We start from the raw sequence: 23,418 nt of genomic DNA on the forward strand, positions 1-23,418 counted from the left end.
GGAGATCCTCATGTTTGATTTACTCCTGCGCCGTGCGCGCCTCGCCGACGATACCCTGACCGATATCGCCATTCAGGACGGGAAGATCGCAGCGACGGGCGAAATTGACGCTCCCGCCCGTAAAACGGTTGAGCTTAACGGTGACGTGTACGTTAGCGCGGGCTGGATTGACTCCCACGTTCACTGCTACCCGAACTCACCGATTTACCACGACGAGCCGGACAGCGTGGGCATTGCCACCGGCGTTACTACCGTGGTGGACGCGGGCAGTACCGGGGCCGACGACGTGGACGATTTTTATGAAATCACCCGTAAAGCCTCCACCGACGTCTTTGCCCTGTTGAATATCTCCCGCGTGGGGCTGATTGCCCAGAACGAACTGGCCAACATGGCAAACATTGACGCCGATGCGGTGAAGCAGGCGGTGAAGCGCCACCCTGATTTTATCGTCGGCCTGAAGGCGCGCATGAGCAGCAGCGTGGTCGGTGAAAACGGCATTACGCCGCTGGAGCGCGCCAAAGCCATCCAGAAAGAGAATGGCGACTTGCCGCTGATGGTGCACATCGGCAATAACCCGCCGAACCTCGATGAAATCGCCGAGCTGTTAAGCTCCGGCGACATCATTACCCACTGCTATAACGGCAAGCCTAACCGCATTCTGACGCCGTCCGGCGAGCTGCGCGCCTCCATCACCTCCGCCCTTAAGCGCGGCGTGCGTCTGGACGTCGGCCACGGTACGGCGAGCTTCAGCTTTGAGGTGGCGAAACGCGCCATCGCGATGGGCATTCTGCCGCACACCATCAGCTCGGATATCTACTGCCGCAACCGCATCAACGGCCCGGTTGGCTCGCTGGCAAGCGTGATGTCGAAGTTTCTCGCCATCGGCATGTCATTGCCGCAAGTGATTGACTGCGTGACCTCGAACGCCGCCGACGGCCTGCGCCTGACGCGCAAGGGCCGCATCCAGCCGGGTCTCGATGCCGACCTGACGCTGTTCACGATTAAACGCCAGCCAACGGTGCTGACGGACGCTGAAAACGACAGCCTGCAGGCTGAACACATTCTGGTGCCGCTTGCCGCGATCCGCGCGGGCAAGGGCTACATGACCGAACAAGGGAGCACGGAACATGCCTTCGATTTATGAGAAGTATAATTTAAAGCAGGTTATCAACACCTCTGGCCGCATGACGGCGCTGGGCGTCTCCACGCCGCGCCCGGAAGTAGTGCAGGCGGCGATGGACGGCATGAATCATTACTTCGAGATGAAGGATCTGGTCAATAAAACCGGGGAATACATCGCGAAGCTGCTGGATGTGGAAGGCGCGACGGTGGTCTCCTGCGCGTCGGCGGGCATCGCCCAGTCCGTGGCGGCGGTGCTGGTGAAAGACAGCGACTGGCTGCTGGAAAACCTGCACGTCACCCCAATCGAGAACAATGAAATCGTCCTGCCGAAAGGCCACAACGTTAACTTTGGCGCGCCGGTCGGCACCATGGTGGCGCTGGGCGGCGGCAAGCTGGTGGAAGCGGGTTACGCCAACGAATGTTCCGCCGACCAGCTGGCGGCGGCCATCACCCCGCGCACGGCGGCGATCCTCTACATCAAATCGCACCACTGCGTGCAGAAAAGCATGCTCAGCGTCGAGCAGGCGGCAGTCGTCGCACGTAAACACTCCCTGCCGCTGATCGTCGATGCCGCTGCGGAAGAAGATCTGCACGTGTACTACCGCTCCGGCGCGGATCTGGTGATTTACAGCGGCGCGAAGGCGATCGAGGGGCCAACCAGCGGCCTGGTGATCGGCAAAACCCAGTACGTCGAGTGGGTGAAGCGCCAGACGGCGGGCATTGGCCGCGCCATGAAGGTGGGTAAAGAGGGGATCCTCGGCCTGACCTGCGCCATTGAACACTACCTGACGGCCACCAAGGAAAGCGGTGCCGAGATGGTGGCGAAAATGACGCCGTTTATCGACGCGCTCAACACCCTGAACGGCGTCACCGCCCGCGTGGTCTGGGACAGCGCGGGTCGCGATATCGCCCGCACCGAAATTAAGTTCGACGAAGCTACCACAGGCGTCGGCACGGGTGATCTGGTGAACGCGCTCAAGCAGGGCGAGTACGCCATCTATTTCCGTGGCTACAAGGCCAACGAAGGGATTATCGAAGCGGACGTGCGCAGCGTAAGTGCTGACCAGCTGAACATCGTCTACCGCCGCATTAGCGAAGTATTAGGACAGGAGAAAAACGCATGAAACTGACCCCCAATTTTTACCGTGACCGCGTCTGCCTGAACGTGCTGGCTGGCTCAAAGGCCAACGCCAGCGCCATTTATGAGGCGGCGGAAGGTCACGTGCTGGTGGGCGTGCTCTCCAAAAACTACCCGGACGTGGCGAGCGCGGTCGCGGATATGCGCGAGTACGCGGCGCTGATTGATAACGCGCTCTCCGTGGGCCTCGGCGCGGGCGATCCGAACCAGTCGGCGATGGTGAGCGAGATCTCCCGCCAGGTGCAGCCGCAGCACGTTAATCAGGTCTTCACCGGCGTGGCCGCGAGCCGCGCGCTGCTGGGGCAGAATGAATCGGTGGTCAATGGCCTGGTCTCTCCGACCGGTACCCTCGGCATGGTGAAAATCTCCACCGGCCCGCTGAGCAGCAAAGCGCCGGATGGCATCGTGCCGGTTGAAACGGCGATTGCCCTGCTGAAAGACTTCGGCGGCAGTTCGATCAAGTACTTCCCGATGGGCGGCCTCAAGTGCCGTGACGAATACCAGGCGGTGGCGGAAGCCTGCGCCCGTCACGACTTCTGGCTGGAGCCGACGGGGGGTATCGATCTGGAAAACTATGAGGCGATCCTGCAGATCGCCCTCGACGCGGGCGTGAGCAAAATCATCCCGCATATCTACAGTTCAATTATCGACAAAGCCAGCGGCGATACGCGTCCCGAAGATGTGCGTACGCTGCTGGCGATGACGAAGAAGCTGGTGAAGTAGAACTCACACATATAAAGGAGCCACCATGCACACCCGTAACCTGCTTGTCGCTTCACTCTCAATGCTCGCCACCGCCGCCATCGCCCAGACGCAATACGCCTGGGTGGGCACCTATAATCCGAATGGTGAAGGGCTGTACCGTTTTACCGTCGACCCGCAAACCGGCGCGCTGGACGATAAAACGCTGGTGAGCAAACTGCCGAATGCGGCGCAGTTGACCCTTTCGCAAGACGGTAAAACGCTGTATCTGGCAAGCGAAGTGGAGCAGGGCGTGGTGCAGGCGCTGCGCGTCGGCGATAACGGTGAGCTGAGCGAGCTGAATCAGGTGGCCTCCGGTGGCGCCGGGCCGGTGTATCTTTCGCTAACGCCAAACGGCAAGCATCTGCTGGTGGCGAACTACGTCAGCGGATCGATTGCCGTTTTGCCCGTCAACGCGGACGGCAGCCTGGGTGACGCGACGGACAGACATCAGGACCAGGGCGAACCGGGCGCGGCGAAGCCGGAAGCGGCTGTCGAAGGTAGCTTTGCCATCAGCGATCACAACGGCCCGCATGCGCACATGATCGCCGCCGATCCGAGCGGGAAGTACGTTTTTTCCACCGATCTTGGGCTGGATCGTATCTATCAGTACCGCTTTGACGATCGAACAGGAAAGCTTACGCCGAACGATCCGCCGTTTATTAGCGCCTCCTCAAAAGGCGCCGGCCCGCGTCATTTTGTTTTTACGCCGAAAGGCGATGCCCTGTGGCTGATTAACGAAGAGGCGTCGACGCTCACCCATTATGCGCTGGACACCAGCGGCAGACTGAAAGAGGGCAAAACGGTCTCTGCCCTGCCGGACGGCTATAAAGGCACCAGTTTTGCTGCCGGGCTGGCGCTAAGTGCCGATGGTAAACAGCTGTATGTGGCGAACCGTTTGCATAACAGCATCGGGCACTTTACCGTAACAGCGGAGGGCACGCTGACGCATCAGGAGGATGTCTGGACGCGCGGCGACTACCCGCGCACCCTGACGCTCGATCAGCAGGGACGCTGGCTGTACGTCATGAACCAGCGCAGCGACAACATTACCCGTTTCCGCGTGGCGCAGGACGGCAAGCTGAGTTTCGAGCCAGACTATACCCCGGTCGGCAGCCCATCCCAGATGGTCATTTCACCCTGAGCAGTAAGAGGACAACGACGTGCGATTTCCGAACCAACGTTTAGCGCAACTTTTCGATCTGTTGCAAAACGAGACGCTGCCGCAGGACGAGCTGGCGCAGCGGCTGTCGGTCTCCACGCGAACCGTCCGCGCAGATATCACCGCCCTGAACGCGCTGCTGGCGAGCCACGGCGCGCAGTTTATTCTGAGCCGGGGTAACGGCTACCAGCTTAAAATTGACGATGCCGAGCGCTATCAGCAGCTGCAGGCATCGCACCCGCGCGCGCTGCGTATTCCCCGAACGGGACCGGAGCGCGTGCACTATCTGGTGGTGCGTTTCCTGACGTCGGCGTTTTCACTTAAGCTTGAAGATCTGGCCGACGAGTGGTTTGTCAGCCGCGCCACCTTGCAGAGCGACATGGTGGAAGTGCGCGAGTGGTTCCAGCGCTATAACCTGACGCTGGAAACCCGCCCGCGCCACGGCATGAAGCTGTTTGGCAGCGAGATGTCGGTCCGCGCCTGCCTGACCGATCTTCTGTGGGAGCTGGCGCAGCAGGACAGCCTTAACCCGCTGGTGACGGAGGTCGCGCTCAACGCCGGGGTACCGGAGCAGATGGTGGTCGTGCTTCACGACGCGCTCACTCGCCATCACATTCGTCTGACCGACGAAGGCGAACTGTTCCTGCGCCTGTACTGCGCGGTGTCGGTGCGGCGCATCAGCGAGGGGTATCCGCTGCCGGAATTCCACGCGGAAGACGTGGAAGAGAACGTGCGCGAGGCGGCGAAGGATATCGCGGTGGCCATTCAGGAGCTGGCGGGCAAGGCGCTTGCGCCATCGGAAGAGAGCTGGCTGTGCGTCCACATCGCGGCGCGGCAGATTCAGGAGATTGCCCCCAGCGCGATTAACGCCGACGACGACGAAGCGCTGGTCAACTATATCCTGCGCTACATCAACACCCACTATAACTACAACCTGCTCAGCGACGCGCAGCTGCACGCCGATCTGCTCACGCACATCAAAACCATGATCACCCGCGTGCGGTATCAAATCATGATCCCCAATCCGCTGCTGGACAACATCAAGCAGCACTACCCGATGGCGTGGGACATGACCCTCGCGGCGGTGTCGAGCTGGGGGAAATACACGCCGTATGCGATCAGCGAGAATGAGATTGGTTTTCTGGTGCTGCACATCGGCGTGGGGCTCGAGCGCCACTACAACATCGGCTACCAGCGCCAGCCGCGCGTGCTGCTGGTGTGCGACGCCGGTAATGCGATGGTGCGCATGATCGAGGCGGTGCTCCAGCGCAAATACCCGCAGATCGAGGTGACGCGCACGCTCACTCTGCGCGAATACGAGCTTGCGGATGCCATCGGTGAAGACTTTGTCATCTCCACCGCCCGCGTGAGTGAAAAATCTAAACCGGTGGTGACGATCGCCCCGTTCCCGACCGATTATCAATTGGAGCAGATCGGCAAGCTGGTGCTGGTGGACCGCACCCGCCCGTGGATGCTGGAGAAATACTTCGACGCGGCCCATTTCCGCATTCTCTACAAGCCTGTTGACCAGCAAACGCTGTTCCGCGAGCTGTGTGACCAGCTTGAACGCGAAGGCTTTGTCGGCGCGGAGTTTCTGGATTCGGTCGTTGAGCGTGAAGCTATCGTCAGCACCATGCTCGGCGACGGCATCGCGCTGCCGCACTCCCTCGGCCTGCTGGCACAGAAAACGGTGGTCTATACGGTGCTGGCTCCGCAGGGTATTCAGTGGGGGGATGAAACGGCGCACGTCATCTTCCTGCTCGCCATCAGCAAAAGCGAGTACGAAGAGGCGATGGCGATTTACGACATCTTCGTCACTTTCCTGCGAGAACGCGCGATGACGCGCCTGTGCCAGTGCGAGGATTTTGCGGCGTTTAAGGCTGAGGCGATGGAGAGTTTGAGCAGGTTTTGAGAGGCGTTATCCAGAATTCGATGTAATGCGAATGTAATGCTAAACTGCATTACACATTCGATTTTACTGGAGGCATAATGGCCACGCTTAACGTCCGTCTGGATGACAAACTCAAAAATGAGGCGTATGCCGTGCTGGAAAAACTCAATATTACCCCAACGGAAGCCGTGCGGTTACTGTTTCAGTACGTTGCGGAAACAGGGCGTATGCCGGTGAAAACTGTCACCATCAGTGACAGTGAAGATGAACTGATACAGACAGTCCGGGAGCGACTGGCGAATCCACAAAAGGGAATTAAGGTTAGTCTGGATGATTTATGAACTGGAGTTCGACCCGAGGGCTTTAAAGGAGTGGCATAAGCTGGGCGATACGGTGAAATGCCAGTTTAAAAAGAAACTTGCTGACGTCTTAGTGAACCCCAGAATTGAATCGGCCCGCCTGCACGGCCTGCCGGATTGCTACAAAATAAAACTCAGATCTCTGGGTTATCGTTTGGTTTATCAGGTTCAGGATAACGTAGTTACGGTATTTGTTATCGCTATCGGAAAGAGAGAGAAATCAGCCGTTTATCATGAAGCAAATAAACGGCTTTAGCGTTTAACGCAAATGATGCACAACCTGGTTGCTGCTGCCGCGCCAGATCAGGGCCGGGTCTTTTAAATCCTGCACGAACTTGCCGTCCACCAGCACGTTAATCAAATCCACGACTTCCCTCTGAGCAGCATTCAGCTCTTCCAGCTTATATCCCGTCCAGACCCAGATATCTTTTCCCGCACACTCGCGGTGAATGCGCTTCACCAGCTTCAGGATCTCCGGCACGTTTTGCGGATGGAGCGGATCGCCGCCGGAGAGCGAAATCCCCTGGCGTTTGATGCGCGTGTCGTTCAGGTCGTCGATGATGCGGTCTTCCATTTCGGCGGTAAACGGCATGCCGGAATTTACGCGCCAGGTGCTTTTGTTGTAGCAGCCTGGGCACTCATGAACGCAGCCTGAAACGAACAGGGTGCAGCGGGTACCGGGGCCGTTGACGATGTCGACGGGGTAGTACTGATGGTAGTTCATAGCGGTTAACCAAGCCGGGTACAGTGTGAGTGCGGATTGTAGGCCCGGTAAGCGTAGCGCCACCGGGCATAAATGTGGCAGTGGCTCAACCGATCTGCCCATTCCCCAGATGTTTCACCCGGCGCTTCACCTCTTCCTGCTTGCCGGCGTTAAACGGACGGGCATCCGGGCTGCCGAGATAGCCGCACACGCGACGGGTCACGGACACGCGGGCTGCATCGTGGTTGCCGCATTTCGGGCAGGTAAAGCCTTTGCTCGTACACTCGAACTCACCGGTAAAGCCACACTCGTAGCATTCGTCGATTGGCGTATTGGTCCCGTAATACGGCACGTGCTGATAGCTATAATCCCATACGTCTTCCAGCGCCTTCAGGTTGTGCTGGATGTTCGGGTACTCGCCGTAGCAGATGAACCCGCCGCTGGCGATGGGCGGATAGGCCGCTTCGAAGTCGATCTTGTCGTACGGGTTTACCTTTTTCTCCACGTCGAGGTGGAAGCTGTTGGTGTAGTACCCTTTGTCGGTCACGCCTTCCACAATCCCGAACTCGGCGGTGTCCAGACGGCAGAAGCGGTCGCACAGGTTCTCGCTCGGCGTACTGTAGAGGCTAAACCCGTAGCCAGTTTCCTCTTTCCACTGGTCAACCGCGTCGCGCAGGCGCTGGACAATCGCAATGCCTTTTTCGCGCAGGGCCGCGCTGTCGTAAATATGCGCGTCGCCAGACAGGGCGTTGATGGTTTCGTGGATGCCGATATAGCCCAGCGAAATCGACGCGCGGCCGTTTTTGAAGATCTCGGACACGTCATCGTCCGCCTTCAGGCGCACGCCGCAGGCCCCTTCCATATAGAGGATGGGCGCCACGCGGGCTTTAACCCCTTCAAGGCGTGCGATACGGGTCATCAGCGCCTTACGCGCCAGCTGCAGGCGTTCATCCAGCAGTTTCCAGAATTCAGCTTCATTGCCTTTGGCCTCCAGCGCGATGCGCGGCAGGTTCAGGCTGATGACGCCCAGGTTGTTACGCCCGTCGTGGATCTGCTCGCCGTTTTCATCCTCGTACACCCCGAGGAAGCTGCGGCAGCCCATAGGCGTTTTAAACGAGCCGGTGACTTTTACCACCTGGTCGTAGTTCAGAATGTCCGGGTACATGCGCTTGCTCGCGCACTCCAGCGCCAGCTGTTTGATGTCGTAGTTCGGATCGCCAAACTTGTGGTTCAGGCCGTCGCGGATGGCGAACACCAGTTTCGGGAACACCGCGGTTTTGCGGTTCTTGCCGAGGCCGGAAATACGGTTGCGCAGAATGGACTGCTGGATCAGGCGTGATTCCCAGCTGGTGCCCAGGCCAAAACCGAAGGTTACAAACGGCGTCTGCCCGTTGGCGGTGTGCAGCGTGTTCACTTCATATTCCAGCGACTGGAACGCGTCGTAGCACTCTTTTTCGGTACGGGAGTGCGCATAGCCGTCCGCGTCCGGGATCTGCCACTCTTCGGCAGTTTTCCGATGCTTGTTGAAGCTCGCCGTCACGAACGGGGCCAGCACTTCGTCAATGCGGTTAATGGTGGTCCCGCCATAAATGTGGCTCGCCACCTGAGCGATAATCTGTGCCGTTACCGCTGTCGCCGTGGAGATCGACTTAGGCGGTTCAATCTCGGCGTTACCCATTTTAAAGCCCTGGGTCAGCATGCCTTTCAGGTCGATCAGCATGCAGTTGAACATCGGGAAGAACGGCGAGTAATCAAGGTCGTGATAGTGGATCTCGCCGCGCTCGTGTGCCGAGACCACGTCGCGCGGCAGCAGATGCTGGCGGGCATAGTGTTTGGCGACGATACCGGCCAGCAGATCGCGCTGGGTCGGGATCACTTTGCTGTCTTTGTTGGCGTTTTCATTGAGCAGGGCAGAGTTGGTCTGCTCCACCAGGCCACGGATCTCCTGATTCAGGCGACCGCGCTTCTCACGCTGCACGTCGCGATCGTGGCGATACTCAATGTAGGCGCGGGCTAACTGTTTGTAGGGGCCAGCCATCAGCTGGTTTTCAACCGCGGTCTGGATCTCGTTGATATCGACCTGGCTGCGTTCAGTCATCTGGCTGCTAACGACTTCTGCGACGGTGGCGCAATAATCTGCGTCATCGACTCCCGCTGCTTTAGCTGCACGCAGAATGGCTTCCTGGATGCGCTCTGATTTAAACGGCACTTTACAGCCATCACGTTTCATCACATGCGGTGTCATGATCACTCCATTTTTAAAAACAGGTTATCCACAGAGGTGGAGAAGTATTCACCGGACGTATTCCCCGCCAGGCCAAAGACTTCCCCCGTTCCCAGCTCGTGTTATCCACAATTCCGGCCAGCGTCAGCGCCGTCTTGTTGTTGGAATAGTAGACGATTAATACAAGATGTTGGGTCGGCGTGCATTTTAAGTTCTACATATAGTGATTTGCATCAAACATGTTTGCGATTTTTTTGATTCAGAACAAAGTAAAAAGACGAGAGTACAAACGGCGGGCGCTGGAGCAATTGTAAATACGCGCAGGAAAAATCTGATTAATTATTCAACAAAAACAAGCGCTCAGCGCGGTACGTGCTGAGCGCCGTTCGGTTAACTCACCGCGCAGGCCCAGCTCAATGCTGCCTGTAAAAAGGCTGCGGTAGCGATACTGCCCAGTATCACCGGAATGAGAAGGGAGCGGTCAGGGGGCGCATCCTGTTTTTGAGGTTCTTCAGCACTCAGGGCGGACATCGCCTCTTCCCGGGTGCGCGCCGCCAGAAGCTGCGCGCGCACTCGATCTTCTGTCAATAAACTGGTCAGCGTCGTCAGCAGTTGCATATGGGTACTGCCTGCTTCCGCGGGCGGAATGGCGAGCAGGAAAACCATTCTGACCTCTTCATCACCGTCCAGCCCCGGCCAGCGTATCGGGTCGTCAAAGAGTGCCAGACAAAACGCCGCCTGCTGCACCGCCTCGGTTTTACCGTGCGGAACGGCGAGCGCTTCACCCAGCGCGGTAGGGCCTTCGCTTTCGCGCTGTAACACGCTCTGGATGAATGTTTCTTCATCGCAGATGATTTTTCGCCTGGCGAGCGGTTCAGCGAGCCAGCGGATCAGCGCTTCAGGCGTACGGTGCGGCGGGTTGATAAAAACCAGATCGGGGTGCGTCAATGCAAGCAAGTTCATATTAAGCCTCCATCAAAAAATCGCAGGTTGCGAAAGGGGGGATTGCCGTTACCGGCGGCACAGGCTCTTCCAGATAGTTGATCTGACGTAGCCCCGCCAGACTTTCCGGGACGGGAACCGGCTGCGTCCCGGCGTTAAACACCCGGACGACGGTGCCATTCGACCGTTGCGCATGGGGCAGGGCAGAAAGGACTAGCGGCTCCGGCAGGGTCAATAATGAGAATTGTGCCGGAAGCCTGTGGTCGGGCAGACGCAACGCAAAGCGCTCAAGACGGTGATCGAGCGTGTGTAACGATTGCCGTTGGTAGGTGAAAGGCTGTCCCGCAGCCTGGTTTTCCAGCTGGCGAAGCGTGAGATGATCGGCGCTGTCGGCCAGCGCGACGGTAAATGAAAAGTGCAGCGGTTTCAGTAACTGGGCGTCGGGGGTCTTAACCACCGTATTATTAATGCCGGACGCACGGCCCGGTCGCCAGTCGAGATCGTTGCGCCCGAGCACGCCCGTTGCTTTAAACAACGTCAGGGCAATCGTCGCGGGTTCGCGGCCGATAATCTGAAATTCCTTCATACCGCGGCTATTCACCACCAGCGCTTTGCCCGCTTCAGCGACAGCGATAATGCCTTCGGTGGTTTCGATATCCACGGGCATCTCGCGATAGCGCTCCTGCCAGTTTCCACTCTCACACCCCGTATCGCGCTGGATTATCGCGAAGGGCTGGGAGGCGATAGCATGACGGGTGCGAATATCGCTGCCGATCAGTAAACGTAGCCGGTGATCGCAGTGGCTGTTTTCCAGCGAAGCCTCGACGTACAGGTTCGGATCGTCTTCGCGTAATGTGCACTCCAGACGAATGGATAACGGCGTTCGGGCAGTATCCTGGCGTCCGGCGAGATCTGGCGGAAGAAACAGGGTGGCTTCAACGATCAGCTTTTCGACAAGCGGCGTTTTCAGGCAGCCGACGAGCGTGAAATGGTCGCATCGCGTCGGCGTATCGCCCGCAAGCGGTGAGAAATCGTAGCTGTCGCCCGCATCCGCACAGTCTTCAAGGGTAAAGAACGAGGGGATGCATCTGCCGCTGCGTTTGTCGTGCAGGGTTAGCGTTCCGTCGTCCAGCGTTAATCGATAATGTGCATTCTCTATCTCGCTGCCCGTTGTCTGTTCAGGCTGCCGGAAAGGCGCCGGGTCATCTTCAACGTTAACGCTGAGATAGCCGACCGGCGGCAGAACCGGTGTTTTCACAGCAACGTGCCAGCGGTAATAAGGGGGAAGGGGCGTTTCACACTCGCCTTCGGCGTTAAGGGAGATCGCCGTTCCGCCGGGCAAAACGTCTCTTTTCAGGACGTCGAAGGGGATGGCCTGCCCCTGATACATCAGGGCGATATTTTCAGCGCGGCTATAGAGAGTGGTTTTCACCACGCGCTGCGTTTGCGTGCCCAGCGGGTTAAAAATCAGCAGATCGCCTTCCCGAGCGCAGGCGGCGGCCAGGGTTTTCACCACCAGATTCCACAGGCTGTGGCACAGCTGTTCGGTTTGCTCCAGTCGATGCAGAATATCGCGGTTGGTGGCATCGCTGTTACAGCCGCCGATGGAGTCATGAGCATGGCTTCGCAACAGCTTCTTCCAGAGCGTATCGACCACCGAGAGGTTGACCGGCAGCCCCTGATGACGCGCCATGGCGATTGTCGGCTCCAGCTGCCGCAGGATGAACTGCTCAACTGCATCATTTTTCTTTTTAATGTCGTAGCGCACGGAGCCGATCGTTTTATGGATGCGGGTGTAGCGCGGCGATTTCAGCTCTCCTTCCCAGAATTCAAACTGCTCACGCTGCGCGCGCAGAATGTCGACGTAGCGCTCCAGCGAACTGATGACGTACCGGTCCTCATCCGGGGAGCGTGCGCTGGCGACCTGCAGGATTTTCGGCAGCGCCGGGTCGATGCTGACCTGATCGCCGCCGCAGGGCAGCAGCAGGTCATTTATTCCGGCCCGCGAGCGCAGGAGATTGACCATCGGGAAGATTTTTCCCTGCAAATGGCTCGCGTCTGAAGAGATGTTTTTAGCCGCGCCATAACCGAGCGCCATCGCGCAGGCGATAACGGTCGCCCCTGACGGCGCGCGCCAGAGGAACTGGCTGCTTTTCGCCTGTCCGTCGTGATCGATGCCGCGCCAGAAGACGATGTTGTCGATATTGCAGCCCTGCAAAATCGTGGGCATCTGCGCATTGTGGCCGAAGGTATCCGGAAGATACCCAACCTGCATGGCGTGCCCCAGCTTACGGGCAGAGAAGATGCCGTATTTGAGGTTGCGGATAATGGATTCGCCATGCACGTTGTAGGTGTCCGTCTGGGTATACCACGGCCCCACAAAAATCCTTTTCTCTCTGACCAGCGTCTCCAGCCTGGTGCGATACTCGGGATTGATAGCGAGAAAGTCTTCTACCACCGCCATCTGTCCATCAAGGTGATAGCAGCTGTAAGCCGGGTCCTGCTCCAGCGTGTCGATGACGTCCGCAAAGTTATATGATGCCAGCACCATGCTGTCCTGACGGGTGAAATACCACTCCTGATCCCAGTGCGTATGGGCAATGACGTGGATCTGATTCATGACCTTCCCCTTAGCTGGCGTTCTTTGGGCTGACGTAAAGCACGCCCAGGGCGCAAATCAGTGCGCCAATAAAGACGCTCGCCAGGTAGCCCGCCACGTTGGTTGCCAGCGGCCAGCCCCAGATGGCCGGCAGCGGCAGCGTCTGCTTCACGCCGAGTGCAATGGCGACCAGCGCGCCGGCAACGGCACCGGTCATGAACACCGGGATCAGACGTGGGTTTTTCAGGATGAACGGGATCGCGCCTTCGGAGATCCCAATCACGCCAAGCAGCAACGAGGTGCTGCCAACGGTTTTCTCTTCCCGGCTAAAAGCATCCGGTAGTCCAAAGCGGCCGTTGAGGAACGCGGCAAAGCCGACGCCAATAGAGGGGATCACGATGGAGAGTTCGCGGGCGGTGAGATCAAACGTTTCGCTCATGCCATTCAGGCCGAGCGCGACTGAGCCTGCCGCCTTGTTGACCGGGCCGCCCAGGTCGAACGCGGTGCCTGCGGCGATCATCGCGGAATAGAATCCGCGCCCGGTGTCACCTGCCGAGGTAAAAAAGACCACCATCAGCTGGTTAAGCGAGCCGAAAATCGGGTTAATCAAATATTCCATGACCATCACCAGCGTAATGCCGGTGATGAGCGGGACGACCAGCATGGTCTTGATGGTGGTGAGCTGTTGGCGGACGTGAATGGAATCATTCAGCCAGCGCACCAGATAGCCCACAAAAAAGCCAATGCCGATCGCGCCGAAAAAGCCGGACGGCATAAAGCCTTCGATATCAAAGAAGCGCTTGTAGACCTCGTCTGACATGATGCCGCCGATAAGTCCGGGGATCAGCGCCGGTTTGCCGGCAATGGAAAACGCCAGATACATGGCGAAAACCGGATACATGAACTTAATGGTCATAAAGCCCACTTTATCCAGCACGCTGAACGGCGAATGGTCGATGTTAATAAACTGGCCGGTAATTTTGGCCGTTGCCATCATCAGCCCGCCCATGACCACCACCGGCAGCATATAGCTGATGGCCGCCATGATATGGCCGATAAAAATCTGGTAAGCCGAAGGCTGGAGTTCGTCTTCATGTACGACAGTCGTGACGTTTTTTTCCATGGCAAGCGCCTGACGCAGATAGCGATCGGTATGCTTGATCAGCTCTTGCGTGCGGGTTTGAAGGTGGGGAATGTTTTCAAAGCGCTCGGCATCCTGAATGGGGACGTCGGTTGCCAGAATAATGGCCGTGGCGGAGGCGATATCCTGCTTCGTTAAGCGGTTTTTAACGCCGTCGCTGCCCTGCGTTTCGACCTTAACCTCAATATTGTGCTCTTTAGCCCATGCAATAATTTTATTCGCCGCCATAAAGGTATGTGCAATGCCCGTCGGGCACGCCGTTACCGCGACAACTTTCTGTTTCGTCATTGTCATAATTCCCTGGATGTGAAAACAGGGAAAGTATAAAGAGAACCTAAAACAGTTTTTAACGTTTGCTAATACTAATTACGTATCGTGATACGCGTAAATGCAATGTGTGAAGCGCCTTCCAGAGACTATTTTTCTGTTGTGTTAATATCATGCCGGGATTAAACAGGGTGTAATATATGAATTCATTCCAGGGAAGTGAACGCTTGATATTTGAATACATTCAGCATCACGCGTGTAATATTTCTAATATTTCGGCAAAAGAGATTGCCCGTGATACCTTTACAACGACAACATCCGTTAATCGTGTGTGTAAAAAAATGGGGTATAAAAGCTATACCGAGCTTCGGTATCGTTTTTTACGCGATCATTTTACCCCGGCGCCTGCAGTGCCCGACGCGGGTCCGCAGGCGGACGACATTGTGGCGGAGGTGTCCAGGCTGCTCATCCATTCCAGCCATATCTATCTGTACGCACGCGGCGCCTCGCTTACCAGCCTCAACTACCTGTCGCGCTTTTTATCGCTGGCGAGCCTGCCGCATCTTATTTTGAATGACATGCACCAGCTGACACGGGTATCGAAGGGGACGCTGGTGCTGATCAGCAAATCCGGGGAGACACAGTCGCTGATAGAAATGGCGCGAAACGCGCTGCGCAAGGGCTTAAAGATTATTGCAATTACCCGTCAGGGGGCGACGCTGGCGTCGATCTCAACGCTATGTTGGCCGTTATCGATCGACATTAACGCGGTATCGCTGTATCAGCGGGAGGGCCAGCTTGAACTGTTAAGCGCCGTGGACCGTATCGGCTGCAGGCTGCTGCAGCACGATACGGTGTAGTCAGGCCGTCAGAGCTGCTTCACTATCCCCAGACGTACGGCATAATCATTTTCATGGTTGCCGTCATTGTTGATATAGGTTTTATCCAGTGACACCAGCTCGACGTAAGGCGTCCAGCCATCGTCGAGCTGGTAGTTGAACGCAACGGTATGCTCCCAGTAGGTATCATCCCCGGTTCCCTGATCGACATTATCCTGCCAGCGGAAGCGCGGGTTGTAGGACATACCGAATTTGCCAATATTGTACGCGAACCAAATGTCGAACTGGTGTGACTGACGGCGGGTATAGCCGCTGCCGTCGAGTTCTTTGTCGCTGTGCGCGTCATTGATGGTGTTATAACGGTAACGGGCAGAGAGGTTCAGACCGTTATCAAACGCTTTCCAGCCCTGAATGAAGGGGCGATAGTGGGTATTACTGGGGGTGAAAACCGTCACCATGCCAGGCGCAACGGCAAAGCCATTGCCCAGATTGAAGCGCCAGCGCGTTTCAATCTCCTGTGCCGCCTCTGTTAATCCTTTGTCATCGGGATTATTTCGGTCGGTATCACCAAAAAAGGTGTCGTTATGGTTTTGTGCGGCTTCAACGGAGAAGTAAAAACCGTTATCCGCCTGATGCATAACCTTAATACGAGAATCATTTACGTCAGAGCGCGTATTATGGCCAAAGCGAAGGTCGACGGACGTATTTCCGCACCATCCCTGTGTGCTCAATAATAATGCGCTAATACACGTTACTTTAATAATTGTCTTGTTCATCATGTCCTGCCGAGGTTATTTAATTGGCAGGACTATTTTTATTTTCGGTACGCCGTGATGTAAAAGTTATCGTCGTACATTTAGCGTATCGCTAAACATAAAAAAAGGAGATACAGCATGCTGTATCTCCTGACGTTTATTCCTGCACCCACCAGATGGCTTCAAACGGGCGCAATTGCAGCGTATCGGGACGAGAGGGGACGTCCTCATAGTTGCTGAGTGCGACCTGCCATGCGCCCTGTACCGGGTCCGGCTGCCACTGCTGGCGCTCTCGGCTCAGGTTTGCCACCACCATCAGCGTCTGGCCCTGCCACTGGCGGCGATAGCACCACAGGGAAGGGTGTTCCGGCAGGAGATCTTCATAATCTCCCCACGTCAGCACCGGGAGGGTTTTGCGCAGACGAATCAGCGATTGATAGGTGTAGAACATTGAATCCGGGTCGTCCAGCGCCGTACGGGCATTCACGGTTTCATAGTTATCGCAGACCCCAATCCACGGCTCGCCCTCGGTAAAGCCCGCATTGTGCGACGCGTCCCACTGCATTGGGGTTCGGCCGTTATCGCGGGATTTACTCGCCAGAATCGCCAGTAATTCATCCGGCTCACGGCCATTGGCCCGCAGTTCGGCGAACATGTTCAGGCTTTCCACGTCGCGGTAGTCGGTGATGCGGCTGAAGTGCGGGTTGGTCATGCCCAGCTCTTCACCCTGGTAGATATACGGCGTGCCCTGCATGCCGTGCAGCACCATGCCGAGCATCTTTGCAGCGTGAACGCGGTATTCCCCTTCGTCGCCAAAGCGCGACACGATGCGCGGCTGGTCGTGGTTACACCAGAACAGCGCGTTCCAGGCTTTGTTGTGCATGCCCTGCTGCCAGTGGCGGAAGAGGGTTTTCAGCGCCACAAAGTCCGGCTTTGCCTTCGTCCACTTTTCGCCGCCGGGGTAGTCCACCTTCAGGTGGTGGAAGTTAAAGGTCATCGACAGCTCGCGCCCGTCGAGCGACGCGTATTGCTGGCAGTTCTCCAGCGAGGTTGACGACATCTCGCCCACCGTCATCAGGTTGCGCGGGGTGAAGACGTCGCGGCTCATCTCCTGGAGATATTCGTGGATGCGCGGGCCGTCAGTGTAGAAGCGGCGACCGTCGCCAATGGTGTCGTCCGGGAAATCTTGATCTTTAGAGATGAGGTTAATCACGTCCAGACGCAAGCCGTCCACGCCGCGATCGGCCCAGAACTCGCATACCTTTTTCAGCTCGGCGCGCACCGCCGGGTTTTCCCAGTTGAGATCCGCCTGCTCGGGCGCGAAAAGGTGAAGATAATACTGCTCGCTCTCGGCGTGCCAGCGCCAGGCGTTGCCGCCAAACTTGGAGCGCCAGTTGTTGGGGAGCTGCTCCGGCGTGCCGTCGCGCCAGATGTAGAACTGGCGGTACGGGCTCGCTTTGTTCAGCGACTCGCGGAACCAGGCGTGCTGCGTGGAGGTATGGTTAAACACCATATCCAGCACGATGCGAATGCCGCGTTCGTGCGCTTCGGCAACCAGCTCGTCAAAGTCATCCAGCGTGCCAAAGGACGGGTCGATGGCGGTGTAATTCGCCACGTCGTAGCCGTTATCCACCTGCGGGGAAATATAAAACGGCGTCAGCCAGATGGCGTCGATGCCGAGGGTTTTCAGGTAATCCAGCCGCTGCGTCACGCCGCGCAGATCGCCGGTGCCGCTGCCGGTGGTGTCCTGAAAACTCTTTGGGTAAATCTGGTAGATGACGCCGTTCTGCCACCAGTGAGGAAGGGTATTCATAGTGCGTTCCTGCAAATGCGAAGGGGCGCAATTGCGCCCCGAAAGATGAAGTTAAACAATCTGCAGCGTGCCCTGACGGAACTTACGCTGGTAAACCACGGTGGTGAGCGCCATGGGGACGATAATCGCCACCGCCATGGCCAGGGCAAACACCTGCCAGAAAGTAGGCTGGATGGAGAGGATCCCCGGCAGGCCGCCGACGCCAATCCCGTTCGCCATCACGCCGTTCAGGCCGCACAGCAGGCCCGCCAGGCCAGAGCCGATCATCGCGCAGAGCATCGGGAAGCGGTACTTCAGGTTGATGCCGTACATCGCCGGTTCGGTGACGCCGAGATAGGCGGAGATGGCCGCCGGAACGGAGATCTCACGCTCGTTGTGCTTACGGCTAACGATAATGATGCCGGTCACCGCAGAGGCCTGTGCGATGTTAGAGAGGGCGATAATCGGCCAGACCGGGGTACCGCCGAGGCTCTGGATCATCTGCATATCGATGGCCAGCGTGGTCTGGTGCACGCCGGTGATCACCAGCGGGGCATACAGGAAGCCAAACAGCGCGGCACCGATTGGCGCGAAGCTGCCGGTCATCAGATGACGCACCGCGAAGGCCACGCCGTCGCCGATCATGCGGCCAAACGGACCGATAAAAGCGTGCGCCAGGAAGACGGCCAGGATCAGCGAGCAGACCGGCACCACCACCAGGTAGAGGTAATCCGGCACGATGCGCTTCAGACGCGTCTCAATAAAGCCCAGCGCCAGACCCGCCAGCAGGGCCGGAATGACCTGCGCCTGATAGCCCACCTTGGCGATGGTAAACAGGCCGAAGTTCCATACCTCAGGCACCTGCTGACCAAGTAAGTAAGCGTTCATTAACTGCGGAGAGACCAGCGTGACGCCCAGTACGATACCGAGAATTGGCGTACCGCCCATCTTGCGCACCGCGGACCAGCAGATCCCGACCGGCAGGTAGAAGAAGATCGCTTCGCCAATCAGCCACAGGAAGTCATAGATGCTTTGCAGCGCCGGGTACATCTGCGCCAGGGTTTTACCGTCGCTCATCGGCACATCGCCGATGACGTTACGGAAGCCCAAAATTAAGCCCCCGCTGATCAGCGCCGGCAGCAGCGGGAAGAAGATTTCTGCAAAGTGGGAAATCAGCTGCTCGTGCCACTTCATATTCTGGCGCGCCGCCTTCTTCGCCTGCTCTTTATCGGCAGAAGAGTGTCCGGTGGTCGCCAGCAGAGCCTGATAGTAATCGCCCACTTCGGTACCAATCACCACCTGGAACTGTCCGGCGTTGGTGAAGCAACCTTTCACCATGGAAAGCTCTTCAATCGCCTTCGGGTTGGCCTTGGCCGGATCGTTCAGCACGAAGCGCAGGCGGGTAATGCAATGGCTGACGGTGGCGATGTTTTCGCGGCCGCCGACCAGGACGATCAGCCGATCGATATCTGCTTGTTTGACTTTACTCATCATGAAACCTCATGACAGATGTTGAGGGGGGTAATGACCTGAGCGCAAGCCTACTCCTTCAGCGTGACGGCGAAAATGGGAACGTTCCCGAAATCGGGCGAAGATCACAATAAACGATTCAGGGGGGTTATGAGAGACGGGCAGGAATAACGATCTGGCGCGGCTCGCTCCGCCCGTTGATCTGCTCGATCAGCTGCGCGGCGGCCTGTCTGCCGGACTCGGCGTAGCCCGGATCGACGGTGATAATTTCAGGGTGCAGGAACTTCATCAGCGGCGTGCTGCCGACGCTCGCCACCTGCAGGTTATCAATGCACTGCTCCTGCAGATACTTGCTGGCACCCAGCGCAAGGGTGTCCGTGGCGCACACCAGCGCGGTGGTCTGCGGCGTCAGGACGCTGGCGACCTGCTCGTAGCCCTGCTTCATGCCCAGCCCCGGCAGGGAGGCCACGGCAGGAAGATTGTGCTTTTTGCAAAAGGCCAGATAGGCCTCGTGGCGGCGCTTGCCGGTGGTAACGTCCGCGTGCGGCACGCCCAGATAGCTGATGTGGCGGTGGCCTTCTTCGTACAGGCGCTGCATCAGGGTGATAATCGCCCCCTCATCGTCATAACAGACGGAGGCAAAACCGTGGGCATCGCGCGCCAGCAGCACCAGAGACGGCTGCCAGTGTTTCAGCATCTCCTCGTCAATGCCGGTAAAACCAAACAGCACCACGCCGTCAATGTTACGGCGCTGGAGCATGCCGAGATGTTCTTCCACCAGCTGTGGCGAGAACTGGCTCTCCATCATGATCGGGTCATAGCCCTGCTCGTAGAAGGCAGGCAGCATGGTCTGAACGGCGAGGTTTTCGGAGAGGGAATCCAGACGCGAAACGATGATCGCAACCACTTTATCGCTCTGCCCGCGCATGGCGCGCGCGGAGCGGGAAGGGGAAAAACCGTGCTGATTCATGACCGCCTCAACGCGCTCGCGGGTGCGTTCGCTGACGCCGCTTTCGTTGTTCAGCACGCGTGAGACGGTTGATTTCCCCACGCCGCTTAAACGCGCGATGTCTTTAATTGTAAGGCGGTTCTGCATGCTGTTTTCCCTGTAACAACGACAAAATGGTCAATTGAGCCTAATGCTATAGCGCGATTTCGCTATGGGCAAAGTCTGGTTTACGTACTGTTTATTTGCAGGCGCGTATAATACCGCCCGAATCGTCACAAAGGGTACGCTTAAATCTTTATACTGCGCGGCGACACCCTGTTTTTTTACTTACCGGAGGCTTTATGGATCCCGATCCCGCACCTCTCCTGAACGGGAGAATTTGTTCTTTCCGGTAAGCCAGCTTTTGCTGTCTCACCGGTAATGTGAGGCAGCAACGTCCCAAACGTTCCTGCTTGAAAAATTGAGTGCCTGACAGGTACGGCTTTGCCACGCCTGAAGGGAATGCTGCGTCCGCCTGGCGGATGCGGAGGAATGTCTATGTTTAAAAATATCACCCGGCAGCTGCAGGCGCTGCTGAGCCGCCATCTGCCACACCGTCTTGTTCAGCGCGATCCGCTGCCCAATGCCAAAAACATGGCGGGAGCGGCGATCCCGGCGTCCCTGACCGAACGCTGCCTGAACGTGGCGGCGATGGATGAAAACGAAGTCTGGCGCGCCTTTGGCGGCCATCCGGAAGGGCTGAACGCGTCTGAAGTGGAAAAAATCCGCGCCGTGCACGGCGATAACCAGATCCCGGCGCAGAAGCCCTCTCCGTGGTGGGTGCACCTGTGGCTCTGCTACCGCAACCCGTTCAACCTGCTGCTGACCGTACTCGGCATTATCTCTTACGCGACGGAAGATCTCTTTGCCGCGGGCGTGATTGCCCTGATGGTGGGTATCTCCACGCTGCTGAACTTCATTCAGGAAGCCCGCTCCACCAAAGCGGCGGACGCCCTGAAGGCGATGGTCAGCAACACCGCGACCGTCTCGCGCGTGATTAACGACCTCGGCGAAAACGCCTGGGTTGAGCTGCCCATTGACCAGCTGGTGCCGGGCGACCTGGTGAAGCTGGCGGCGGGAGACATGATCCCGGCGGATTTACGCATCATCCAGGCGCGGGATCTGTTCGTGGCGCAGGCCTCATTGACCGGTGAATCCCTGCCCGTGGAGAAGGTCGCACGGACCCGCGACCCGCAGCAGATGAACCCGCTCGAGTGCGACACCCTGTGCTTTATGGGCACCACGGTGGTCAGCGGCACGGCGCAGGCAATTGTCACCGCCACCGGCGGCAACACCTGGTTTGGGCAGCTGGCCGGGCGCGTCAGCGAGCAGGAGAGCGAGCCGAATGCGTTCCAGAAAGGCATTGGCCGCGTCAGCATGCTGCTGATCCGCTTTATGATGGTTATGACGCCAATCGTGCTGCTGATCAACGGCTACACCAAGGGCGACTGGTGGGAGGCGGCGCTGTTTGCGCTCTCCGTGGCCGTCGGCCTGACGCCGGAAATGCTGCCGATGATTGTTACCTCCACGCTGGCGCGCGGGGCGGTCAAACTCTCTAAACAAAAGGTGATCGTCAAACACCTCGACGCCATCCAGAACTTTGGCGCAATGGACATTCTCTGCACCGATAAAACCGGCACCCTGACGCAGGATAAAATCGTGCTGGAGAACCACACCGACATCGCCGGTAAAACCAGCGAGCGCGTGCTCCACAGCGCGTGGCTGAACAGCCACTACCAGACCGGGCTGAAAAACCTGCTCGACGTGGCGGTGCTGGAAGGCGTGGACGAGGAGGCCGCCCGTACGCTCTCCGGCCGCTGGCAGAAGGTGGACGAAATCCCGTTCGACTTCGAGCGCCGCCGCATGTCGGTGGTGGTCAGCGAGCAGCCGGACGTGCACCAGCTGATCTGCAAAGGCGCGCTGCAGGAGATCCTGAACGTCTCCACGCAGGTGCGCCATAACGGGGAGATCGTGCCGCTGGACGACACCATGCTGCGCCGCATCAAGCGCGTCACCGACAACCTGAACCGTCAGGGGCTGCGCGTGGTGGCGGTGGCGAGCAAATTCCTGCCCGCGCGGGAGGGGGACTATCAGCGTATCGACGAATCCGATTTGATCCTCGAGGGTTACATCGCATTCCTCGATCCGCCGAAAGAGACCACCGCACCGGCGCTGAAGGCGCTGAAGGCGAGCGGCATCACCGTCAAAATTCTCACCGGCGACAGCGAGCTGGTGGCGGCCAAAGTGTGTCACGAAGTGGGGCTGGACGCGGGCGACGTGGTGGTGGGGAGCGACATTGAGCACCTCACCGACGACGAACTGGCGCAGCTTGCCCAGCGCACGACGCTGTTTGCCCGCCTGACGCCGATGCACAAAGAGCGCATTGTGACGCTGCTGCGTCGTGAAGGGCACGTGGTGGGCTTTATGGGCGACGGCATCAACGATGCGCCCGCGCTGCGTGCGGCGGACATTGGCATCTCCGTGGACGGCGCCGTGGATATCGCCCGCGAGGCAGCGGATATCATCCTGCTGGAAAAAAGCCTGATGGTGCTGGAGGAGGGCGTCATTGAAGGGCGCCGCACCTTCGCCAACATGCTCAAGTACATCAAAATGACCGCCAGCTCCAACTTCGGTAACGTCTTCAGCGTGCTGGTGGCGAGCGCGTTTCTGCCGTTCCTGCCGATGCTGCCGCTGCACCTGCTGATCCAGAACCTGATGTACGATGTCTCTCAGGTAGCGATCCCGTTTGATAACGTGGACGACGAGCAGATCCAGAAGCCGCAGCGCTGGAACCCCGCCGATCTGGGCCGCTTTATGCTGTTCTTTGGGCCGATCAGCTCCATCTTCGACATTCTGACCTTCTGCCTGATGTGGTTTGTGTTCCACGCCAACACCCCGGAACACCAGACGCTGTTCCAGTCCGGCTGGTTCGTGGTAGGGCTGCTGTCCCAGACGCTGATTGTGCACATGATCCGCACCCGCCGCATTCCGTTTATCCAGAGCCGTGCCGCGTGGCCGCTGATTGTGATGACGGGCATTGTGATGGCGCTCGGCATCGCGCTGCCGTTCTCGCCGCTGGCAGGTTACCTGCAGCTACAGGCGCTGCCGCTGAGCTACTTCCCATGGTTGGTGGCGATCCTCGCGGGCTACATGGTGCTGACGCAGATGGTGAAAGGGTTCTATGCGCGTCGATATGGGTGGCAGTAAGCTCATTTTGCCACAATCCAAACGTAGGCCGGGTAAGGCGAAGCCGCCACCCGGCATCTGGCTTTCCTCCCAAATTCA

18 protein-coding genes are annotated in these 23,418 nt (G+C 58.1%); 9 read left to right on the forward strand and 9 right to left on the reverse strand.

The window, feature by feature from the left end; translation table 11 throughout:
• Window positions 1-10 precede the first annotated feature (10 nt).
• The 7 genes from INF73_RS20640 (at window position 11) to INF73_RS20670 (ending at window position 6,669) form a co-directional block, all read left to right on the forward strand.
• Window positions 11-1,144 (forward strand): amidohydrolase/deacetylase family metallohydrolase, encoded by a 1,134-nt coding sequence (locus tag INF73_RS20640; protein ID WP_028015298.1) that lies wholly within the window; start codon window positions 11-13, stop codon window positions 1,142-1,144.
• Window positions 1,128-2,246 (forward strand): DgaE family pyridoxal phosphate-dependent ammonia lyase, encoded by a 1,119-nt coding sequence (locus INF73_RS20645; RefSeq protein ID WP_028015299.1) that lies wholly within the window; start codon window positions 1,128-1,130, stop codon window positions 2,244-2,246. Before INF73_RS20640 ends, INF73_RS20645 begins: the two co-directional genes overlap by 17 nt.
• On the forward strand, window positions 2,243-2,983 hold the full coding sequence (locus INF73_RS20650) for a KDGP aldolase family protein (protein WP_059357784.1): 741 nt from the start codon (window positions 2,243-2,245) through the stop codon (window positions 2,981-2,983). The genes INF73_RS20645 and INF73_RS20650 overlap by 4 nt, the downstream gene beginning before the upstream one ends.
• 25 nt (window positions 2,984-3,008) lie before the next feature.
• Window positions 3,009-4,145 (forward strand): lactonase family protein, encoded by a 1,137-nt coding sequence (locus tag INF73_RS20655; RefSeq protein WP_193541706.1) that lies wholly within the window; start codon window positions 3,009-3,011, stop codon window positions 4,143-4,145.
• A gap of 19 nt (window positions 4,146-4,164) precedes the next feature.
• Window positions 4,165-6,075 (forward strand): PRD domain-containing protein, encoded by a 1,911-nt coding sequence (locus INF73_RS20660; RefSeq protein ID WP_193541704.1) that lies wholly within the window; start codon window positions 4,165-4,167, stop codon window positions 6,073-6,075.
• A gap of 77 nt (window positions 6,076-6,152) precedes the next feature.
• Window positions 6,153-6,395, forward strand: coding sequence for a type II toxin-antitoxin system RelB/DinJ family antitoxin (locus INF73_RS20665; RefSeq protein ID WP_023331889.1), 243 nt, complete (start codon window positions 6,153-6,155; stop codon window positions 6,393-6,395).
• A complete protein-coding gene (locus INF73_RS20670; protein ID WP_041911453.1) occupies window positions 6,385-6,669 on the forward strand; it encodes a type II toxin-antitoxin system RelE/ParE family toxin in 285 nt (94 codons plus the stop codon). Before INF73_RS20665 ends, INF73_RS20670 begins: the two co-directional genes overlap by 11 nt.
• 3 nt (window positions 6,670-6,672) lie before the next feature.
• Here INF73_RS20670 and nrdG read toward each other — a convergent pair whose 3' ends face one another.
• From nrdG to INF73_RS20695, 5 genes are all read right to left on the reverse strand, one after another.
• The gene (nrdG, locus tag INF73_RS20675; protein ID WP_060573503.1) at window positions 6,673-7,137 is read right to left on the reverse strand and encodes an anaerobic ribonucleoside-triphosphate reductase-activating protein; all 465 of its coding nucleotides are present in this window, start codon (window positions 7,135-7,137) and stop codon (window positions 6,673-6,675) included.
• An 85-nt stretch (window positions 7,138-7,222) separates the two neighbouring features.
• Entirely contained in the window at window positions 7,223-9,361 is a 2,139-nt protein-coding gene (nrdD, locus tag INF73_RS20680) for an anaerobic ribonucleoside-triphosphate reductase (RefSeq protein WP_193541702.1), read from the reverse strand.
• 369 nt (window positions 9,362-9,730) lie between these two features.
• The gene (locus INF73_RS20685) at window positions 9,731-10,303 is read right to left on the reverse strand and encodes a PTS sugar transporter subunit IIA (protein WP_193541700.1); all 573 of its coding nucleotides are present in this window, start codon (window positions 10,301-10,303) and stop codon (window positions 9,731-9,733) included.
• A 1-nt stretch (window position 10,304) separates the two neighbouring features.
• Window positions 10,305-12,902 (reverse strand): glycoside hydrolase family 38 C-terminal domain-containing protein, encoded by a 2,598-nt coding sequence (locus tag INF73_RS20690; RefSeq protein WP_193541698.1) that lies wholly within the window; start codon window positions 12,900-12,902, stop codon window positions 10,305-10,307.
• Window positions 12,903-12,912: 10 nt separating this feature from the next.
• On the reverse strand, window positions 12,913-14,310 hold the full coding sequence (locus INF73_RS20695) for a PTS fructose transporter subunit IIC (RefSeq protein ID WP_193541696.1): 1,398 nt from the start codon (window positions 14,308-14,310) through the stop codon (window positions 12,913-12,915).
• 179 nt (window positions 14,311-14,489) lie between these two features.
• On the opposite strand from INF73_RS20695, the gene INF73_RS20700 reads away from it, so the two are divergent.
• The gene (locus INF73_RS20700; protein ID WP_041911449.1) at window positions 14,490-15,149 is read left to right on the forward strand and encodes a MurR/RpiR family transcriptional regulator; all 660 of its coding nucleotides are present in this window, start codon (window positions 14,490-14,492) and stop codon (window positions 15,147-15,149) included.
• An 8-nt stretch (window positions 15,150-15,157) separates the two neighbouring features.
• Here the strand turns inward: INF73_RS20700 and INF73_RS20705 are convergent, their stop codons facing one another.
• The 4 genes from INF73_RS20705 to treR all read right to left on the reverse strand — a co-directional run bounded on the left by INF73_RS20705 (window position 15,158) and on the right by treR (window position 20,241).
• Window positions 15,158-15,904 (reverse strand): oligogalacturonate-specific porin KdgM family protein, encoded by a 747-nt coding sequence (locus tag INF73_RS20705; protein WP_193541738.1) that lies wholly within the window; start codon window positions 15,902-15,904, stop codon window positions 15,158-15,160.
• 136 nt (window positions 15,905-16,040) lie between these two features.
• Window positions 16,041-17,696: an alpha,alpha-phosphotrehalase gene (gene treC, locus INF73_RS20710; protein ID WP_193541694.1), complete on the reverse strand. Its 1,656-nt coding sequence runs from the start codon at window positions 17,694-17,696 to the stop codon at window positions 16,041-16,043.
• A 51-nt stretch (window positions 17,697-17,747) separates the two neighbouring features.
• Window positions 17,748-19,166, reverse strand: coding sequence for a PTS trehalose transporter subunit IIBC (gene treB / locus INF73_RS20715; protein ID WP_045259643.1), 1,419 nt, complete (start codon window positions 19,164-19,166; stop codon window positions 17,748-17,750).
• Window positions 19,167-19,293: 127 nt separating this feature from the next.
• Window positions 19,294-20,241 (reverse strand): trehalose operon repressor TreR, encoded by a 948-nt coding sequence (gene treR / locus INF73_RS20720; protein ID WP_193541692.1) that lies wholly within the window; start codon window positions 20,239-20,241, stop codon window positions 19,294-19,296.
• 390 nt (window positions 20,242-20,631) lie between these two features.
• Between treR and mgtA the strand changes: the two genes are divergently transcribed.
• Window positions 20,632-23,340, forward strand: coding sequence for a magnesium-translocating P-type ATPase (gene mgtA, locus INF73_RS20725; protein WP_193541690.1), 2,709 nt, complete (start codon window positions 20,632-20,634; stop codon window positions 23,338-23,340).
• Window positions 23,341-23,418 lie beyond the last annotated feature (78 nt).

This window comes from Enterobacter cloacae complex sp. P6RS (genome assembly GCF_014982245.1).
Classification (GTDB): domain Bacteria; phylum Pseudomonadota; class Gammaproteobacteria; order Enterobacterales; family Enterobacteriaceae; genus Enterobacter; species Enterobacter bugandensis.

What these genes read in the sequence shown, in the direction of transcription:
- INF73_RS20640 (WP_028015298.1), top strand. Translation starts at nt 11, where the DNA reads ATGTTTGATTTACTCCTGCGCCGTGCGCGCCTCGCCGACGATACCCTG.
- INF73_RS20645 (WP_028015299.1), top strand. Translation starts at nt 1,128, where the DNA reads ATGCCTTCGATTTATGAGAAGTATAATTTAAAGCAGGTTATCAACACC.
- INF73_RS20650 (WP_059357784.1), top strand. Translation starts at nt 2,243, where the DNA reads ATGAAACTGACCCCCAATTTTTACCGTGACCGCGTCTGCCTGAACGTG.
- INF73_RS20655 (WP_193541706.1), top strand. Translation starts at nt 3,009, where the DNA reads ATGCACACCCGTAACCTGCTTGTCGCTTCACTCTCAATGCTCGCCACC.
- INF73_RS20665 (WP_023331889.1), top strand. Translation starts at nt 6,153, where the DNA reads ATGGCCACGCTTAACGTCCGTCTGGATGACAAACTCAAAAATGAGGCG.
- INF73_RS20670 (WP_041911453.1), top strand. Translation starts at nt 6,385, where the DNA reads ATGATTTATGAACTGGAGTTCGACCCGAGGGCTTTAAAGGAGTGGCAT.
- nrdG (WP_060573503.1), bottom strand. Translation starts at nt 7,137, where the DNA reads ATGAACTACCATCAGTACTACCCCGTCGACATCGTCAACGGCCCCGGT.
- nrdD (WP_193541702.1), bottom strand. Translation starts at nt 9,361, where the DNA reads ATGACACCGCATGTGATGAAACGTGATGGCTGTAAAGTGCCGTTTAAA.
- INF73_RS20685 (WP_193541700.1), bottom strand. Translation starts at nt 10,303, where the DNA reads ATGAACTTGCTTGCATTGACGCACCCCGATCTGGTTTTTATCAACCCG.
- INF73_RS20690 (WP_193541698.1), bottom strand. Translation starts at nt 12,902, where the DNA reads ATGAATCAGATCCACGTCATTGCCCATACGCACTGGGATCAGGAGTGG.
- INF73_RS20695 (WP_193541696.1), bottom strand. Translation starts at nt 14,310, where the DNA reads ATGACGAAACAGAAAGTTGTCGCGGTAACGGCGTGCCCGACGGGCATT.
- INF73_RS20700 (WP_041911449.1), top strand. Translation starts at nt 14,490, where the DNA reads ATGAATTCATTCCAGGGAAGTGAACGCTTGATATTTGAATACATTCAG.
- INF73_RS20705 (WP_193541738.1), bottom strand. Translation starts at nt 15,904, where the DNA reads ATGAACAAGACAATTATTAAAGTAACGTGTATTAGCGCATTATTATTG.
- treC (WP_193541694.1), bottom strand. Translation starts at nt 17,696, where the DNA reads ATGAATACCCTTCCTCACTGGTGGCAGAACGGCGTCATCTACCAGATT.
- treB (WP_045259643.1), bottom strand. Translation starts at nt 19,166, where the DNA reads ATGAGTAAAGTCAAACAAGCAGATATCGATCGGCTGATCGTCCTGGTC.
- treR (WP_193541692.1), bottom strand. Translation starts at nt 20,241, where the DNA reads ATGCAGAACCGCCTTACAATTAAAGACATCGCGCGTTTAAGCGGCGTG.
- mgtA (WP_193541690.1), top strand. Translation starts at nt 20,632, where the DNA reads ATGTTTAAAAATATCACCCGGCAGCTGCAGGCGCTGCTGAGCCGCCAT.